The organism is Paraglaciecola sp., assembly GCF_051252315.1.
GTDB lineage: Bacteria > Pseudomonadota > Gammaproteobacteria > Enterobacterales > Alteromonadaceae > Paraglaciecola.
This window is the reverse complement of record NZ_JBPOFP010000102.1, coordinates 1-17,143: the sequence shown is the minus strand read 5'-3', so window position 1 is coordinate 17,143 and position 17,143 is coordinate 1. Positions and strand designations below refer to the sequence as shown.

General features: G+C 36.1%; 15 protein-coding genes. 14 read left to right on the top strand and 1 reads right to left on the bottom strand.

Features of this window, described 5'->3' with window-relative positions:
- The 9 genes from ACSHXM_RS16865 to ACSHXM_RS16825 form a co-directional block, all read left to right on the top strand.
- Nucleotides 1-1,217: TIGR03013 family XrtA/PEP-CTERM system glycosyltransferase (locus ACSHXM_RS16865; RefSeq protein ID WP_435690627.1), on the top strand; the 1,217-nt coding region annotated here is incomplete at its 5' end.
- Nucleotide 1,218: 1 nt separating this feature from the next.
- Complete coding sequence (locus ACSHXM_RS16860) at nt 1,219-2,049, top strand: XrtA system polysaccharide deacetylase (RefSeq protein ID WP_435690625.1); 831 nt, start codon at nt 1,219-1,221, stop codon at nt 2,047-2,049.
- 39 nt (nt 2,050-2,088) lie between these two features.
- Entirely contained in the window at nt 2,089-3,519 is a 1,431-nt protein-coding gene (gene xrtA, locus ACSHXM_RS16855; protein ID WP_435690623.1) for an exosortase A, read from the top strand.
- 2 nt (nt 3,520-3,521) lie between these two features.
- The gene (locus ACSHXM_RS16850; RefSeq protein ID WP_435690621.1) at nt 3,522-4,334 is read left to right on the top strand and encodes a glycosyltransferase family 2 protein; all 813 of its coding nucleotides are present in this window, start codon (nt 3,522-3,524) and stop codon (nt 4,332-4,334) included.
- 3 nt (nt 4,335-4,337) lie between these two features.
- Nucleotides 4,338-6,242: an asparagine synthase (glutamine-hydrolyzing) gene (gene asnB / locus ACSHXM_RS16845; protein WP_435690619.1), complete on the top strand. Its 1,905-nt coding sequence runs from the start codon at nt 4,338-4,340 to the stop codon at nt 6,240-6,242.
- On the top strand, nt 6,239-7,402 hold the full coding sequence (locus tag ACSHXM_RS16840; RefSeq protein ID WP_435690616.1) for a glycosyltransferase family 4 protein: 1,164 nt from the start codon (nt 6,239-6,241) through the stop codon (nt 7,400-7,402). The genes asnB and ACSHXM_RS16840 overlap by 4 nt, the downstream gene beginning before the upstream one ends.
- A 115-nt stretch (nt 7,403-7,517) precedes the next feature.
- Nucleotides 7,518-8,831, top strand: a complete 1,314-nt coding sequence (locus tag ACSHXM_RS16835) for a putative O-glycosylation ligase, exosortase A system-associated (RefSeq protein WP_435690614.1) — start codon at nt 7,518-7,520, stop codon at nt 8,829-8,831.
- A gap of 23 nt (nt 8,832-8,854) precedes the next feature.
- A complete protein-coding gene (locus tag ACSHXM_RS16830; RefSeq protein WP_435690612.1) occupies nt 8,855-10,303 on the top strand; it encodes a lipopolysaccharide biosynthesis protein in 1,449 nt (482 codons plus the stop codon).
- A gap of 183 nt (nt 10,304-10,486) precedes the next feature.
- On the top strand, nt 10,487-12,004 hold the full coding sequence (locus ACSHXM_RS16825) for a S41 family peptidase (RefSeq protein ID WP_435690610.1): 1,518 nt from the start codon (nt 10,487-10,489) through the stop codon (nt 12,002-12,004).
- 112 nt (nt 12,005-12,116) lie between these two features.
- Here ACSHXM_RS16825 and ACSHXM_RS16820 read toward each other — a convergent pair whose 3' ends face one another.
- A complete protein-coding gene (locus ACSHXM_RS16820; RefSeq protein WP_435690608.1) occupies nt 12,117-13,211 on the bottom strand; it encodes a hypothetical protein in 1,095 nt (364 codons plus the stop codon).
- A 277-nt stretch (nt 13,212-13,488) separates the two neighbouring features.
- Here ACSHXM_RS16820 and rfbA point away from each other — a divergent pair, with 277 nt between their 5' ends.
- The 5 genes from rfbA to ACSHXM_RS16795 form a co-directional block, all read left to right on the top strand.
- A complete protein-coding gene (gene rfbA, locus ACSHXM_RS16815) occupies nt 13,489-14,358 on the top strand; it encodes a glucose-1-phosphate thymidylyltransferase RfbA (protein ID WP_435690606.1) in 870 nt (289 codons plus the stop codon).
- Between the two features lie 7 nt (nt 14,359-14,365).
- Complete coding sequence (locus ACSHXM_RS16810) at nt 14,366-15,448, top strand: DegT/DnrJ/EryC1/StrS family aminotransferase (protein ID WP_435690604.1); 1,083 nt, start codon at nt 14,366-14,368, stop codon at nt 15,446-15,448.
- A 105-nt stretch (nt 15,449-15,553) separates the two neighbouring features.
- On the top strand, nt 15,554-16,396 hold the full coding sequence (locus ACSHXM_RS16805; protein ID WP_435690602.1) for a sulfotransferase family protein: 843 nt from the start codon (nt 15,554-15,556) through the stop codon (nt 16,394-16,396).
- Between the two features lies 1 nt (nt 16,397).
- Nucleotides 16,398-16,553 carry a hypothetical protein gene (locus tag ACSHXM_RS16800; RefSeq protein ID WP_435690600.1) on the top strand — a complete coding sequence of 52 codons (156 nt, stop codon included), beginning with the start codon at nt 16,398-16,400 and terminating at the stop codon, nt 16,551-16,553.
- A gap of 43 nt (nt 16,554-16,596) precedes the next feature.
- The coding region (locus tag ACSHXM_RS16795; protein WP_435690598.1) for a sulfotransferase at nt 16,597-17,143 on the top strand (547 nt) is incomplete at its 3' end.

Sequence of the window (17,143 nt, the reverse complement as noted above, 5' to 3'; positions counted from 1 at the left end):
TTGGTTTATATGAAGCAAAACTAAGAGAAACATACCGGGGTATAATAAGAAGGATATTCGTTAGCGTTGCTATCAGTTATTTCGTTGTTGAAGTAATTAGCAGTGGTTTCTTCTCTGGTGTAGAAAAAAACCAATATTATCTTCCTATATTTGCTGCATTATCAATTTTTGCACTTTCTATATTTAGATATTTTATTAATCGTTTAGGCATATTGGGGCTGGGACAGTCTAAAATCATTGTGATTGGTGCCGGTGAACGAGCGTCTATTATAGAAAAAAGAATGCGTCGTGAAGTAGACCGTGTTGGATTTGAGCTGTTAGGTTTTATTCCCATCCCCGGTGATAACCGAGAAGAAGGCATACAAAACGAGAGATTAATTCATTTAAAGATAGATGAAAATTTTAGAAATTTTGTCACAGACAACGACATTGATGAAATCGTAATCGCTTGTGACCAAAGGCGCGGTACTTTACCTGTTGAAGTCTTGTTTGACTGTAGACTCAGAGGAATTGAGGTGACAGACTTATTGGACTTCATGGAAAGGGAAACGGGTCAAATAGTTGTCAACTTAATGTACCCAAGCTGGGTAATTTATTCAAACGGATTTAACTCTCAAAATCATTTGAGAGATGCACTAGATTATTCAATTAATTGCCTATTGGCTGCCTTGGTCTTGTTTTTTGCGTGGCCGTTTATGCTGATTACAGCTGCGATAATATTTTTTGAAGATTTAAAAGTGAAAGGAGCATCGGTCTTTTATAAACAAGAAAGAGTGGGGTTGAATGGTAAATTATTCAAAATCATTAAGTTTAGAAGTATGAAACTGGATGCAGAAAAAGATGGTGCGAAGTGGGCAACAACAAATGATTCGCGAGTCACTAAAGTCGGTCATTTTATACGTAAATATAGAATTGATGAACTCCCTCAGTTATTGAATGTATTCCGTGGCGAGATGTCGTTTATTGGCCCTCGCCCAGAAAGGCCGCAGTTTGTGGAACAACTCATTCGAGAAATCCCATATTATAATCAAAGGCATAATGTTAAGCCTGGTTTAGCCGGGTGGGCACAGTTAAATTATCCATATGGTGCAAGTGTTGAAGATTCAATGGAAAAATTGAAGTTTGATCTTTATTACGTTAAACATCAGAGTTTAATGCTCGATATTCTAATTCTTATAAGAACAGTGGAAGTTGTATTGTTCGGTAAAGGAAGATAAGTTGAAAAAAGATATTATCAACGCAATGACGGTAGACGTGGAAGACTTTTTTCACGTATCTGCTTTCGAGTCTGTTATTGACCCAAAAGATTGGCATACATTTGCCCCCAGAGTTGATCGCAACACAAAACATTTGCTTGATTTATTTGAACAAAATAGTGCGACTGCTACGTTCTTCGTTCTTGGTTGGGTTGCAGATAAATATCCAGAATTAATCAAAGAAATAGCTGATAGAGGACACGAAGTCGCCAGTCATGGTTTTTCTCATCGTAGAGCAACATCACAAACCCCTATGGAGTTTAGAGAGGACGTGTCTCGCTCTAAAAACTTACTTGAAGATATCATAGGTAAGGAAGTGGTTGGTTATAGAGCTCCTAGTTTTTCAATTGGATATGATAATGAATGGGCTTTTGATGAATTAAGCGGTTTAGGATTTAAGTACAGTTCAAGCACTTATCCCGTGAAGCATGATTTGTATGGCGTACCGGATTGGCCAAGGTTTTGTCATCAGCGTAAAGAAGGCATCATTGAAATACCTATTTCAACCATTTCTAAAAATACAGGCAATACTGGAATTGGTGGGGGAGGGTTTTTTAGGTTATATCCTTACTGGTTGTCTAAACAAAGAATTAATAAATACTTAAAAGAAGAAAGCCAGCCTTACAATTTTTATTTTCATCCTTGGGAAATTGATCCAGAACAACCCAAGGTTAGTGGAGCCGGATTTAAATCCAAGTTTAGACACTATGTTAATTTGTCAAAAATGGAAGATAAACTAATCAGATTATTGAACGATTACAATTGGAAGTCTTTTTCTGATGTTTATTTGTGATTTAGGTAGAGTGTTTTGAGCTTGAAGCCGCAAAGCATTATGTCTAAGTGGTGGTTATCATTTATTTGTTTAGTTGCCTTCTTTCTAGTCTTTCAAAATACCTTTGTTTTGTTAGTTGATACTTGGTTTCAATCGACGACTTTTGAACATAGCTTTTTAATTGCCCCCATCGCAATTTGGCTGATTTATAGAAAACAAACGGAGCTTCATAAGGTTGAAAAAAAACCAGCTCCATGGATGTTAATAGCTGTTATTGCTATGTCTATATTGTGGTTGATTGGCGTAATTATGGGGGTCAATGCTTTATCTCAGTTTTCTTTAATGTCAATCCCACTATTTTCCTTATGGGTATTCTATGGTCCTGCTTTTGTCAAGGTCATTCGCTTTCCTTTATTTTTCTTGATTTTAAGCGTTCCTTTTGGTGAATTTTTAATTCCTCATTTACAAGAGGTTACCGCTGATTTAACAGTATTCTTTTTACAACTTGTCAATGTGCCAATTTATCGCGAAGGATTATACTTGTATATTCCTGAGGGGACATTTCATGTGGCTGAGGCGTGCAGTGGTATACGATTTTTATTTTCTACTATTACGCTTGGTTTACTCATTACACACTTACAAATACAAAGTCGCAAAAGGCAGCTATTTTTCATCGTTTGTTCTTGTTTAATCCCAATTCTGGCTAACGGTCTTAGGGCATTTTTGATGGTATTTATTGGACATGTATCTGATATGCAAGCGGCAGTGGGCTTTGACCATATCGTTTATGGATGGGTTTTCTTTTGTTTTGTGATTATTCTAGTGGTGCTTCTAGGAAACAAAGTGTCGGATTTAAGTTCTAGGCCATCTGTAACTTCTACTGATGTGAATATTCCAGCTCCTAAAAATTTACTATTAGTAGGCTTTTTAAGTGCGATAGTTGTCGGACCGATTGTTTATGGGACTTACAATAATAAGTTGGAGTCTTATAAAGTAAATCGAACTGAAAATTTAACAAAGGGTAAAGTTCAGCTTGAATATACTCAAGGGTGGGCACCAATTTATCCTACCGCTGATATGATCTTTCAGGTTAGTAATCGTTTATCAACACAGCTTGTCGTTCGTTATGATTTTGAAGATCAAAATAAGGAATTAATTTCTTGGGAGAATAGACTTTATGAACCTGATTTTTGGACGATTAAAAGTACTCAATATGAACAGGTTACTATTGATCAAGTTGATATTCCGTACCGCGTTATTGTTGTGGTAAATTCAAGCGGTTTAGAAAGAAAAATTTTATTGACTTATAAAGTAGGTAATAAGTATTTCAGCAATGACCTAAAAGTAAAATTTTATCAATTAATTTCAAAGCTTACTTATAGTGATTTCGGTGGTCAGGCGTTGATATCATCTGTGTTAGTTAAGGACAATGTTGAATCGAGCGAATTAATTAAAAAGCTCATCGATTATAATTCGAGTGTAGAGTATTAAATATGGATGTTTCAGTTGTAATTCTTTCTTTTAATTCGGCTAAATTTATTGAGAGGTGTTTGTCTTCATTAATAGACGCTCTTAAATCGAGTGACCGAAAATACGAAATTTTTGTAGTCGATAATGGCTCTACAGATGGGACATTAAACATACTTAAACGGTTTGAAGAGAACTCTGAAAGTTGTTTAGTCCCCATCTACCTTGGTCATAACACCGGTACTACATATTCAAGAAACCAAGCATTAAAAAAGGCAATTGGAGATTATGTATTGGTACTCGATTCAGACGCCTATATGAATGCACATGCTTTAGATGGCCTGATTCAATACTTGGATGAAAACGAAACCTGCGGTATGGCAGTACCAAGAGTGACATACGGAAGCGGGAATTATCAAATATCATGTGACACGTTTCCGACTCTGTGGAAAAAGTTACAACGTTTTTTGTTTTTGAAAAGAATGGAAGAAAAAGAGCAAAGTCTTTCAGATGCGCGAGATGCCGTAAATGTTGATTACGCCATATCGGCATGCTGGATGTTAAAAAAGGCAACCATTAAAAAGGTTGGCTTGTTGGATGAAAAGATTTTCTATTCACCAGAAGATGTCGATTATTGTTTGAGAGTTTGGAAAGCTGGCTATGTGATCTCTTACGTCCCAAATGTTACAGTCATCCACGATGCTCAAGAGTTGTCTCGGGGTTTTAAACTAACAAAATTCCATTTTTCACACCTAAAGGGTTTATTTTATTTAATGTATAAACATAAATACTTTTGGGGACTTTCCTCTTTATATAAGCGATTAGGAAGGGAATCTTAAACAATGTGTGGAATTACATGCTGGGTTAAAGCCAAAGGCAACGTACATTCCGATGACGATGCTTTGTTTAAAAATATGACACGTTCCATGCACCATAGAGGACCTGATGGTGAAGGTTATTATGTTAAGGGGCAAGTAGCTCTTGGTCATACACGATTAGCAATTGTTGATATAGATAATGGTCAACAACCCATGAAGCGGGCCGAAATCTCGGTTACGTTTAATGGTGAAATATATAATTTTGTAGAGTTAAAAGAAGAATTGCAAAGTGCTGGCTTTGTGTTTCAAACACACTGTGACACCGAAGTGTTACTTCATGGTTGGGCGCATTGGGGAGAAGGTCTTGTAAACAAGCTACGAGGTATGTTTGCATTTGTTATTTGGGATGAGCCTGTAAATAAGCTATTTGTAGCTCGTGACAGGTTTGGTATCAAACCTCTTTATTGGGGGATAACAAATGATGGCGATTTGTTAATAGCCTCAGAATTAAAGGCACTAAAGTTACATCCAAAGCTCAACAAAGATTTGTGTGAACAAGCTATCGAAGATTTTTTCTCATTAGGTTATGTGATCGAGCCAAAATCGATTTTTAAATCAGTTAGAAAATTGTCTGCAGGACATTACATGACAATCGATTTAGATAATCTATCTGGGCTTTCTGAAAAAGCATATTGGCAGTTAAAAGAACATCTGAGTAGTAACCATGAAAATGTTGAAAAGCTTAAAATCGAGTTCGAAACCTTATTGAGCGAAAGTGTTAAATTGCGGATGCGAGCAGACGTCCAAGTCGGTGCTTTCTTATCTGGCGGTGTTGACTCGTCTGTCATCGTCGGAAATATGACCAAACACACAGAAAAGCCCGTAAAAACAAGTTCAATCGGGTTTGACCTGTCAGCTTATGATGAATCCTTTTTTGCTGAAAGGGTGGCCAAACACTTTAATTGCGATCACGTAACAACAAGTGTTTCAGTCAATGATCTGTCATTAGTGGATAAGTTAATTGATATATATGATGAACCTTTCGCTGATAATTCTGCCATTCCCACGTTTATCTTGAGTAAAGCTACTAATAAATATGTAAAAGTCGCTCTGTCAGGAGACGGTGCCGATGAATTATTATTTGGTTATCGTAACCATCAAATGTTTTTGTTTGAAGACCGACTAAGAAGTGCTATTCCTTCTTTTGTGAGAAAACATCTACTCGGAAGTCTTGCTAAATACTATCCAGATTCACGCTTCATTCCCAAACTTCTTCGAGCAAAAACCACACTGGAAGGTTTGAGTAATGACAAAATTGATGGTTATCACAATGCTATTTCCATTAGTTCTCAAACTGCTTTGCAATCTGTGTACTCATATAAATTTAAAAAAATGTTGAATAATTACAGTTCATTGAAAGTATTTCGGAAGCTTGCAAAAGAAGTCAATGATCAAGAATCGTTAAAGCAGGTTCAGTATATTGATTTTAAAACTTATCTACCAGGCAGTATATTAACTAAGGTTGATAGGGCCAGTATGGCTAATTCATTGGAAGTGAGAGTACCTTTTTTAGATCATAAGTTGGTTGAATGGGGACTTAAATTAGGCCCCAAAGTCAATCTAAACGTCAGAACCGGTAAGAAACTAATGGCTAAAACATTTGCTAAATTAGTGCCTAGTTATATTTTAAATAGAAAAAAAATGGGGTTTACTTCACCGCTAGACGAATGGTTTAGGCAGATACCCTTAGAAACACTAGAAGCTAGGGTATTGTCTCAAAATATACTGTCCACTTCTTACTTTGACGTTCAGGGAATTCACAATATCCTGCTTGAGCACCATCAAAGAAAAAAGAATCACGGTTTGACGATTTGGTCATTGGTGTTATTCGAGTCATTTTTAAGTAAACAAAAGGTTGGGCAACCATGAAGATTCTTTACCATCACAGGATCGCGTCTAAAGACGGTCAGTTTGTCCATGTTGAAGAACTAACCAATGCTTTTGTCGAACAAGGTCATGAGTTATTGTTCGTCGCCCCACAAGTCAATGAGCAATCAGAGTTTGGTCATGATGGAGGGTTTGTCAGTAAATTAAAGGCCGCGTTACCTGCTTGGATTTATGAGTTGCTTGAATTGACTTATAGTCTTTGGGTGTTCGTTAAGTTGGTTAAGGGAATCAAACAATTTAAACCAGAGTTTATTTATGAAAGATATAACTTGTATCAGCCTGCTGGTATCTGGGCTTCGAAATTATTTAATTTGCCAATAATTTTAGAGGTTAATGCTCCATTAGTTGAAGAAAGGACTAAATACAGCGGTTTGTCGCTTAAAAGGTTAGCAAAAAAGGTAGAAAACTATACATGGCGAAACGCCACAATCTGTTTACCAGTATCAGATGTTTTAGCTGATCATTTACGTCAAGTTGGTGTTCAAGAAGAAAAAATTGAAGTTATCCATAATGGTGTGCAGCAGACTTTTATTGATGAAATGTTATCAACACCGATTGACCAAAATAAGTCTGAGATTATCATCGGATTTACTGGTTTTATTCACCCCTGGCACGGAATGGATAAGGCGATTGAAGCAATCGCTGAACATAAAGAATTACCGTTAAAACTAGTTTGCATAGGTGATGGAAAAATACTCCCAGAATTAAAAAAGCAAGCCCATGATCTGGGGGTTGCCGATAAAGTTGAATTTAAAGGGTTAGTCACCCGAGATAAGGTTTTAGGCTTTGTAAAACAGTTTGATATTACTCTACAGCCAGATGTTACGGCTTATGCTTCCCCCTTAAAAATGTTTGAGTACATGGCGGTCGGTAGTTTAATTGTTGCTCCTGATTGCCCAAATATAAAAGAGATATTAAGCGATGATACTGCTTTGTTTTTTGAAAAAGGCAACCAATCTTCATTTAAAAAGACCTTAAATGAAGCGATTGAAAACTTTATAAATCATGCCGACAAGCGAATTTCGGTTAAGCAAAGCATCGTTGATAAACGTTTCATTTGGCAAAACAATTCGAGTAAAGTAGTCAATCTGATATCGGATTACCTAAAGTTAATGGAAGCTAAAAAAGGCCATTCTTCATGAGTTCTTTAGTTTTTCTGATTAGCATGGGGTTTGTGATTTATTACCTTCAAAAAGGAGATGCTCAGGATCGCATAGATCGAGAAAAGTTTGAGAAAGAAATTAATAGGAAAGATAAATGAAAGACCTTATTTTTCTTTTGATGTTCCTTCCTTTTATTGTGTTATCGATACGAAATCCCTTCATTGGCCTTTGTGTATGGATGTGGACTGTAATGATCGTTCCTAAAAATATGTTGTGGGGTTTTGCTTCAGATATAAGATTCACCCTAATGATGGCTGCGGTGACGATAATAGGTATGTTTATTAGTAAAGATCCTTTAAGAAGAAAACCTGGAGGCGCTTTATGGGTTCTATTGATTCTATTTCTAATTCACACAGGTATATCAAATCAATTTACTATCGGTTCTAGTTATATTGCATGGCGAGTTTGGTCTGAGTTTTTTAAGGTGATTATTTTAAGTACATTAATCGTCATGTTATTAACAACCCGAAATAGAATTGAGACTTTTTTAATTACAATAATGTTGGGTATTGGCTTCAATATCTTTTTTGAAGGCTTAAAGTTTTTGGCTACTCTAGGTAGTTACTCCATCAATGGTATTCGAAATTCAATGATGACAGACAATAATCTATTTGCCCTGGCAATATTGATGGTTTTGCCCTTGTATATGTATATTATTCCTACAATAAAGTATAAATATTTAAAGCTTGGTTTTACAGGATTGGCCGGTTTATCAGCAATAACCGTTATTGGTTCATACTCTAGGGGAGGCTTTATTGGTTTAATTATTGTTGGATGGCAATTATTTTTAAAATCGCAACGTAAAATTTTCTTTGTAATTGCGGCTGTTATTTTTGCATCTTCAGCTATTTACGTGGCATCTACTAAATGGACCGATAGAATTCAAACGATAGAGAATGCGGGAGTCGACCAATCTTTTCTAGGCAGAATTACTGCTTGGAAACTCGCAACATTGACAGCTATGGATCGACCAATCCTTGGAGGTGGTCAAGACGCTGTTCAACATTTACATGTTTGGCAAAGATATTATCTGGATATTCATAAATTTAATTTTATCACCGAAAAAAACACACCAATAACAAAAGCAAAAGCTTCTCATAGTATCTATTTTCAGGTGTTGGGAGACGCCGGTTTTGTTGGGTTTTTCTTATTTATGGCTATCTTATTCAACGGGTGGTTTAAGAGTCGATGGTTAAGTAAACAAAAAGGTCTAACCTGGGAAAAAGACTTAGGTAAAGCGATTAATACTTCCTTAACTGTTTTTATGATATCTGGAGGCTTACTAAGTTTGGCGTATTACGATTTGTTATATGCATTGTTATCAGTTTTGATTTGTATCACTAGAATAGTCGAAGATGATAAAGCTGCACTAAACAAAATACCCAGAGCAGTTAATCTAAACACTTAGGCATTGGAAGATATAACTAAGATATGGAATTAAAAGCCAAAGTTATTCATGGTCTAAAGTGGATGACAATCTCAAAATTTGTTGCTCAAATATTCTCGTGGGTTGCGACTTTTGTCATTATTAGACTACTTACTCAAGAAGATTATGGAATAGTCGCAATAATTTCTGCTACTTTTGAAATTGTAACTATCATAGCGACACATGGTTTTTCTTCTTCTCTTGTTAGGAAGCAGTCTAAGTCTTATATCTTATCTAGCCAAATATTTACTATATCTTTATTTGTAAACGTTTTTTTGGCAGCTCTAGTTATTTATTTCTCTAGCCATATTTCTGATTTCTATGCTTCCCCGGAGTTAGCAAATGTAGTCGTTTTAGTTGCATGTTTTATTCCTTTAAATAGCTTAATTATAGTGCCTTCTGCTTATCTCGATATTGATATGAATTTTAAAAGTCGTGCAATATGCGACACTAGTGCTGCGTTTATTAACACTATTGTTGCGTTAACATTAGCTTTTTACGGTTTTGGATATTGGGCATTAATTATAGGCACCTTATCAAACTTATTGTGCAGAACCGCTCTTTATATTTATGTTAGTGATGCTAGGTTTTTTATAACGCTAAACTTCTCTGGTTGCAGGGAGACGCTGTCATTTGCATACAAGTTACAACTAAATAGTATTTTATGGTTCTCTTACAATAAACTGGATACATTATTGGTAGGTCGTTTACTAGGGTTACAAAAGCTTGGAGTTTATAATGTTGGCTTAGAAATCGCGTCAATCCCTATGGTTAAGGCCGCGAGCATTATTAACCAAGTCGGATTTTCTGCTTTCTCAACGTTAAAAGGAGATATGTGTAAGGCTAATGTTTATCTGAGGAAAGCGTTATTTAGCTCTTCATTGTTAATTTTTCCTGTGTTTTTGGGGATGGCGAGTGTCAGTAACGAAGTAATCTTATTGTTGATAGGAGAACAGTGGGCTTTAGCTGGCCCAGTAATGGCTATTTTTTGCTGGGCTTTTCCTTTTAGAATGTTAAATATGGTAATACAAAACTATACGAACGGCATGGGTTATGCTGGGTTTGCTTTAAAAAATTCATTAATAATTTCTTTAATCTTAATCTTTGCAATTATAATGGGAGCACAACATGGCATTATAGAAACAGCATTTGCATGGGTTATCGGCTTTGTTATTGCATTCTCTATCGTACTTTTACGCTCCTCAGTAGTGTTGAAAATTCCCTTTAAAATGCTTCTATGTTGGTTAATGCCATTTTTAAATTCTGTGAGTATGTTTTTGTTATTGTATTTTATGCAGGCAAGTTTTCTTCTGGAACAAAGCTTGCTCGTCAGTTTAATAGTGAAAATGTTGATAGGAACATTGTACATAGTAGGCACTTATATTTTATTCTATAAAAAGTATTTATTGGAATTTTATTTAAGTAGAAAGGAAAAAAATTCGAGCACAGGTTAAGTAAATCTCTACTAAACTTTGGTAAGATCAATTTTATTTAGTATGACGTGGCGCTGCACATTGACTTAGTGCCAACTTAACTCTGTTCAAGCATAGGTATTGGGCTTTTTCAGTAGGTAATTACTTTAGGCTTTAATAAAAAATATAGGGTTAAGAACCTTTAAAAATTGCAAGGACGTATTCGTGAAAATAACAATAAGTATTCTCTGGTTAACTTTATGTTTATTCTCGTGTGGAGGGGGGGAGGAAGCTCCAGAGTCGAATCCATCAGACGACACTGCTGTGCCGAATCCATCAGATGAAAGCCCAGTGTCGAATCCGTCAGATGCCCCCCCTGTGTCCAACCCATCAGATGAAACCCCAGTGTCGAATCCATCAGATGAAACTCCAGTGTCGAATCCATCAGTTGAAACCCCTGTGTCGAATCCATCAGTTGAAACCCCTGTGTCGAATCCATCAGATGAAACTCCAGTGTCGAATCCATCAGTTGAAACCCCTGTTTCAGATCCACCAGATGACCCCCCCGTTTCAAATCCACCAGATGAAACTCCTGTTTCGGATCCACTAGACGAAACCCCTGTTTCAGAGCCATCAGATGAAACTCCTGTTTCAGATCCGTCAGATGAAACACCTGTTTCAGATCCGTCAGATGAAACCCCTGTTTCAGATCCGTCAGATGAAACCCCTGTTTCAGACTCGTCAGGTGAAACCCCTGTTTCAGACTCGTCAGGTGAAACACCTGTTTCAGACTCGTCAGGTGAAACACCTGTTTCAGAGCCATCAGATGAAAGCCCAGTGTCGAACCCTGCAGTGCAGCCTTCGGAAGCGGGACAATATTTATCAGAAGTATTGGCGATAATGCGCGAAAACTCAGTAGTAAGAAACAAAGTAGATTGGGGAAAGGTTGACACCGAAGTCAATGTTTTAGCAGTAAACGCTAATAGTATCGAGGATACTTACCCTGCAATAACTAAAGCATTAGAGCTCCAGGGGACGAATCATTCATTTTTACGCTCCTCTACCGGAACTATTCTTGCCTACCATGGTACTTTGAATTGTGACCAATCATTTGACATTGCTGAACCAGTTTTTGAAAACATTGGTTATGTAAAGGTTAATGGATTTAGTTCAAGTAATAACGATGCGGTCAAAGATTTCGCAAATGACATTCAACAAAGCATTGCTCAACAAGATAATGAAGAGCTAATTGGTTGGGTCGTTGACTTAAGAGATAACACTGGCGGCAATATGTGGGCTATGATCGCAGGGTTAGGACCATTTTTTGATGATAACATTCTCGGGCACTTTATTGATGTTGAAGAAAATAGAGTCAGTTGGGGATATGAAAATGGTTCTTCGTTTATGGGAGAGCGTAAAATAGTGACTGTAGACGAACCTTACCTTTTATTAAATTCACTACCGAAAGTTGCGATTTTAAGTAGTAAAAGACTTGCGAGTTCAGGAGAGGCTGCATTAATTGCATTTAAGAAACAATTTAATGTTAGAGTTTTTGGGACCGATACATGTGGCTTATCTACTGCCAATCAAATATTTAAACTAAGTGATGGTAGTGAATTAATGTTAACCACTGCAATTATGGCAGATAGAGAGCAAACTAAGTATGGTAGTAGCGTATATGTTGATCAAAGTGAAGAGCAAGAAGATGTATTAATTAAAGCGGTAGAATGGTTGCAAAAATAGCGACCAGATTTTTTAATTTATATCTATTAACATCGGATATAATGGCTCTTCGTCAATGCTCTTTACTTCCTTATTCTTTTGTAAGGTATATTCATACCTTAAAGCCTTTAGATTAATCTTCTCCTACAATGTGCCCACCACCTTTTAACCAGGCTAGATTATTCAATGGAATCTCTATTTGTCTAAATTTATCACTATTCTCAGGTTTAATTGCCATGTAAAGAGTATTATGTTTTTCAACAGGTATTTTACTTGTATGGTAAAACATACCGTTATGCCCACCCCAACCACTAGGTTTTACAATCCCTGATGGTGCTTTCAGAGCCAAGTCCCATCCACTTTCATATATATCACTAAAAGAATATCGGACTTCATGAGACACTTTATTTTCATTTTTATCACGCATCCAACCAATTTTCACAATATTTCGGTCTTTAATATAAACACCGTTTAAACTATATATTTGCTTTATATTTTCATTTGGATTGGCCGTGTAGAGTTCGAAATTATCAAAATAAAAATCAGCAGGCCTATTCGGCGCAGTTCCATCCATATCGAAATAAAAGCGAGTCATACTGTCAAAATAATTGAAATTGGGTTCATTAGTGGGATGAGTCCTATTACCATGCTCTCTTGAGCCGGTTACACCTCGAATGTGATTTGGGTGGGTATCGACAATAATTTGATGCCATTCGCCCGTCGACTCTAAATCATAGAAATGATAAGGATGATTACCTCCAGATTCTGCGCTATTCAATTTACCATTACTTTTTCTATAATATGTACCAAAAGTAGTATTTTGCTTCCCTCCACCTACTCTTTTTATTCCTGGCGGGAGTTTCACCCAAAACTTCAATCGGTTATATGTATTGAACTTCCAAGGTTTAGTGATGGTATGTTGGTGCATAAAGTCCCAAACATTTGAAGCTGAATGAGGATAAAAATGAAAGTACACATGTCCTTTTTCAACTGTCACTTTAAGACTCTTATTGCCGGAATAAGCTTCTTCTGAAGTAATGCTCTCATATCCTAGTTGATGATTTTCAGGTGGGTGATCGTGCTGGCTCCATAAAATATTCTGTGGATATTTAGCGCTGCTGTTAATTACGCGTATATTTTGTTGTTCGAAATTCTCCAAAACAATTGACTGATTAGAAACTGTATAGGTTGAAAACAATAATAATAGGCAAGTATAACGAGTGTTCATTGTCATTCCAAAATCGTCCATTAATTAAGTATGTAGCCTTTGTTTAGCATGTTATCTTAATAATAACATTTACGGTAATTTTTACTCTAAAATTTAAATTAAACTTAGAGCTGATTGAATTAGATTTAAGAACCATCTATTTGCGCGTGAATTTTAATCCAAAAAGTTAAACAAGTAGTTGTAATATGGTGTTATTATTTAACTCCTATGTAAAACCCCGTGCGCTTTAGTTGATGTAAATTGATGTGGGACTTGGCAATTATAAAAAGGTGTTGATATGACAAAAGGAATTATACTGGCCGGCGGTAGCGGGAGTCGTTTATCCCCTATTACTAAAGGAGTTTCTAAACAACTTCTACCAATTTATGATAAACCAATGATTTTTTATCCTATTTCGGTACTTATGTTAGCGGGTATAAAAGACATATTGATTATTACTACACCAGAAGAGCAAAGTAGCTTCCAAAGACTGTTGGGGGATGGTAGCCAGTTCGGAATTAATCTTAGTTACGCTATTCAACCAAGCCCTGATGGGCTAGCACAGGCCTTTATTATCGGTGAAAACTTTATTGGTAATGACAATGTTTGTTTAGTGTTAGGTGATAATATATTTTATGGTGCAGGCTTAAGCCCTAAACTTAAGAACGCAGTAGAGCGTAATAGTGGTGCGACAGTTTTTGGTTATCAAGTTAAAGACCCTGAACGCTTTGGTGTGGTAGAAATTAACAAACAAACACGTAAAGCAATTAGTATTGAAGAAAAGCCTAAAAAACCTAAATCAAACTATGCAGTAACAGGATTATATTTTTATGATAATAGTGTCATTGAAATAGCAAAAAACATCACCCCATCTGAACGTGGTGAATTAGAAATTACCTGTATAAATAATGAATATCTTAAGCGCAATAATTTAAATGTGGAAATTTTAGGACGGGGTTTTGCTTGGTTAGATACTGGAACCTACAACAGTTTACTCGAAGCTGCGCAATATGTTGAAACTATTGAAAGGATACAGGGATTTAAAATAGCTTGTTTAGAAGAAATAGCTTTTAATCAAGGTTGGTTATCAATAGAAGATATTCGAATATTGGCCAAACCTTTAATGAAAAACTCCTATGGTCAATATTTATTAAGCTTATTAGGTTGATGTGATTATGATTGCTTTAAATAGTCCAATTAAGCCAAATCTAAAAAAACTCCAAAAATATCTGGAAAAAGTTAACAACAATGGTTGGTATACTAATTTTGGGCCTTTACATGATGAGTTAACAGACAAACTGCAAGAATACCTTGGCGTACAAAACCTACTTTTAGTATCCAATGGAACAGTTGCTCTGCAATTAGCGGGTCGAGCTCTCCGGATCAAAAATTTAGTTACGACACCATTTAGTTTTGTGGCCACCACTTGTGCGTATAAATGGCAGAAAGATATTGTTTCGTTTGTTGATATAGACCGAAAAAGTTATAACCTTTGCCCTGAGGCGGTTAGTCGAGCGTTAGACCAAGACACAGCTCTAGATGCTATAGTAGCTACTCATGTTTACGGTAATCCATGTGATGTAGAGGCATTTGAATCGCTAAGTAATGAAAAAAATGTAAAATTGATTTACGATGCGGCGCACACTTTTGGCGTTAAAATAAATAATCAATCTGTACTCAATTACGGCGACGCCAGCACTTTAAGTTTTCATGCCACTAAGGTGTTTCATGCAGTTGAAGGGGGGGCTGTAGTTTTTAAAGATAAACAACATTTTCAAATAGCAAAACGTATGATCAACTTTGGTATTGAGCCAGGTAAAGGCATTGTTGAAACTGGAATTAATGGCAAACTAAACGAATACCAAGCTGCTGTAGGGTTAGTTAATCTGGAACAAATGGATTCAGTATTGCAGCATAGGGCAGAACTTTTCAGTCAATATACTGCAGGTTTACAAGATGTTGTCGAACTACCCGAGTGGCATTCTAAAGCAAATTTCAATGGCGCTTATATGCCGATAAAACTTAAGAACAGTCAACAAGCCTCAAAATTAATTCAAAAACTCACTGAAAGCAATATTCAAAGCAGAGCGTATTTTTCTCCGGCCTTAGACTCTGTATTTACTGACTGTAAAAACCATGGTACACCGCATTCTGATGCCGTTACCGATGGCATTCTTTGTTTACCTTTACATGTTGATATGACAAATAAAGATATAGACAAAGTCGTTAATAAAATTAAAGGTTCTGGAGTAGTATAGTAAATCAGTAATTAGAACATTTTAACAGCCGTTTTTACTGTACAAATACCTAACAATTTTAGAGTAATAAATAACACAGTCATTGTTATAAAATTAGGAAGAGAGATGGTTGATTTTTTTATACTAGGTAATCCGCGTTCAGGTACGACTTTACTTAGACTCCTGCTTAACGCACACAGCGAGATTATTGTGCCACCAGAATGCGGTTTTGCAGTTTGGTTGAAAAAGTATAGTGACCTTAGGCCATTTCAAATTAATAAATTCGTAGATGCACTTTTCGAAACACGAAAATTTGATTCATGGCAGTTAAATAAGAATGAAGTTATTGATTATCTAAAAGAAAATCAAATTGAAGATATAGATAAAGCAATCAGCGGTGTCTATTCGTTATTTGCCACCAAAATTAAGCCCAATGTTAAAGCTATTGGTGATAAAAATAACTTTTATATCAGTCATGTTGAATTGCTTCATGAAATGTACCCTAACGCAAAATTTATTCATATTGTGCGTGATGGTCGTGATGTAGCCTGCTCTTATCGGTCCTTAATGGAAAAAACGTTCCAATCACGATTTGCTCCAAAACTTGAGACTGACATAGCAAAGATTGCTAAAGAATGGCGTGATAATAATGAACAATTAAGTGATTCGCTAAGCACGCTTTCATCAATTTCAGTGCGACTAGAAGATATCTCCTCTGCTACAGAAATTACCATGTCAAAAGTTTGTAATTTTTTAAACTTCGAATATGAAGAGACGATGTTAGATTTTTATAAGACAGATCAAAAATCAGGCATGGAGCCAGCAGAGTTTGATGAATGGAAGAGCAAAAATAAACAGCCTCTTAAGGATGAGAGATATCTATATAAGAAACAACTATCTACACAACAGATATCTAAGTTCAATCTAGTCGCTGGCGATACTCTGTGTAAATTCGGTTATGAAGTTTGATATGTTCCATTTGTTAGAGCAATCTCAACTTGGCATTATTTTACCCGGATATGACGACTTAGTATTACGCTACTTAGGCGGTCATTTAATGCCAGCAACATCACACGCTGCAAGCACAAAAATACTGAAAAAATGTTTGAGTGAGCTTCATAGGTGATTTTTCACCAGAAGTGGCGGCTTAAACAATAGGGATTAGATAAATGAAAAAAATACTACAAAAAATAAAAGCTGGCTCTATAAAAAATCGTCCAAAAGTCTTTTGCGTTTCAATGCAGCGCACTGGCACTACTTCAGTTGGTCAATTCTTTAAAGACTTTGGGTTTGCTTGGTCAGGCTGGCCTGATGATAAACGGAATAAATGGTCGGTGGATTGGTTTGATGGAAATTTCGATAAAATTTTTTCTTCTGAAGACTTTGCGAAAGCTAATGCTTACGAAGATTCACCTTGGTTTTTCCCTGAATTCTACAAATTTCTTTATCATAAATTTCCCAATAGTAAATTTATTTTGTTCAAACGTGACCCACAAAAATGGTTTGCATCTATGGTTAGCCACTCAGATAATAATATATTGGGGAGAAGTCGAACCCACAGTAAAGTGTATAGGAGAGAGTTAGAGTATTTTGATTTAATGAAATCAGAAGGCTTTGATGAGGAACACGAAAATACGATTGGGACCGATAAATTAATGAAGTTGACAGGCATGCAACAACATTATATCGATATTTATAATATGCATAATCAAGAAG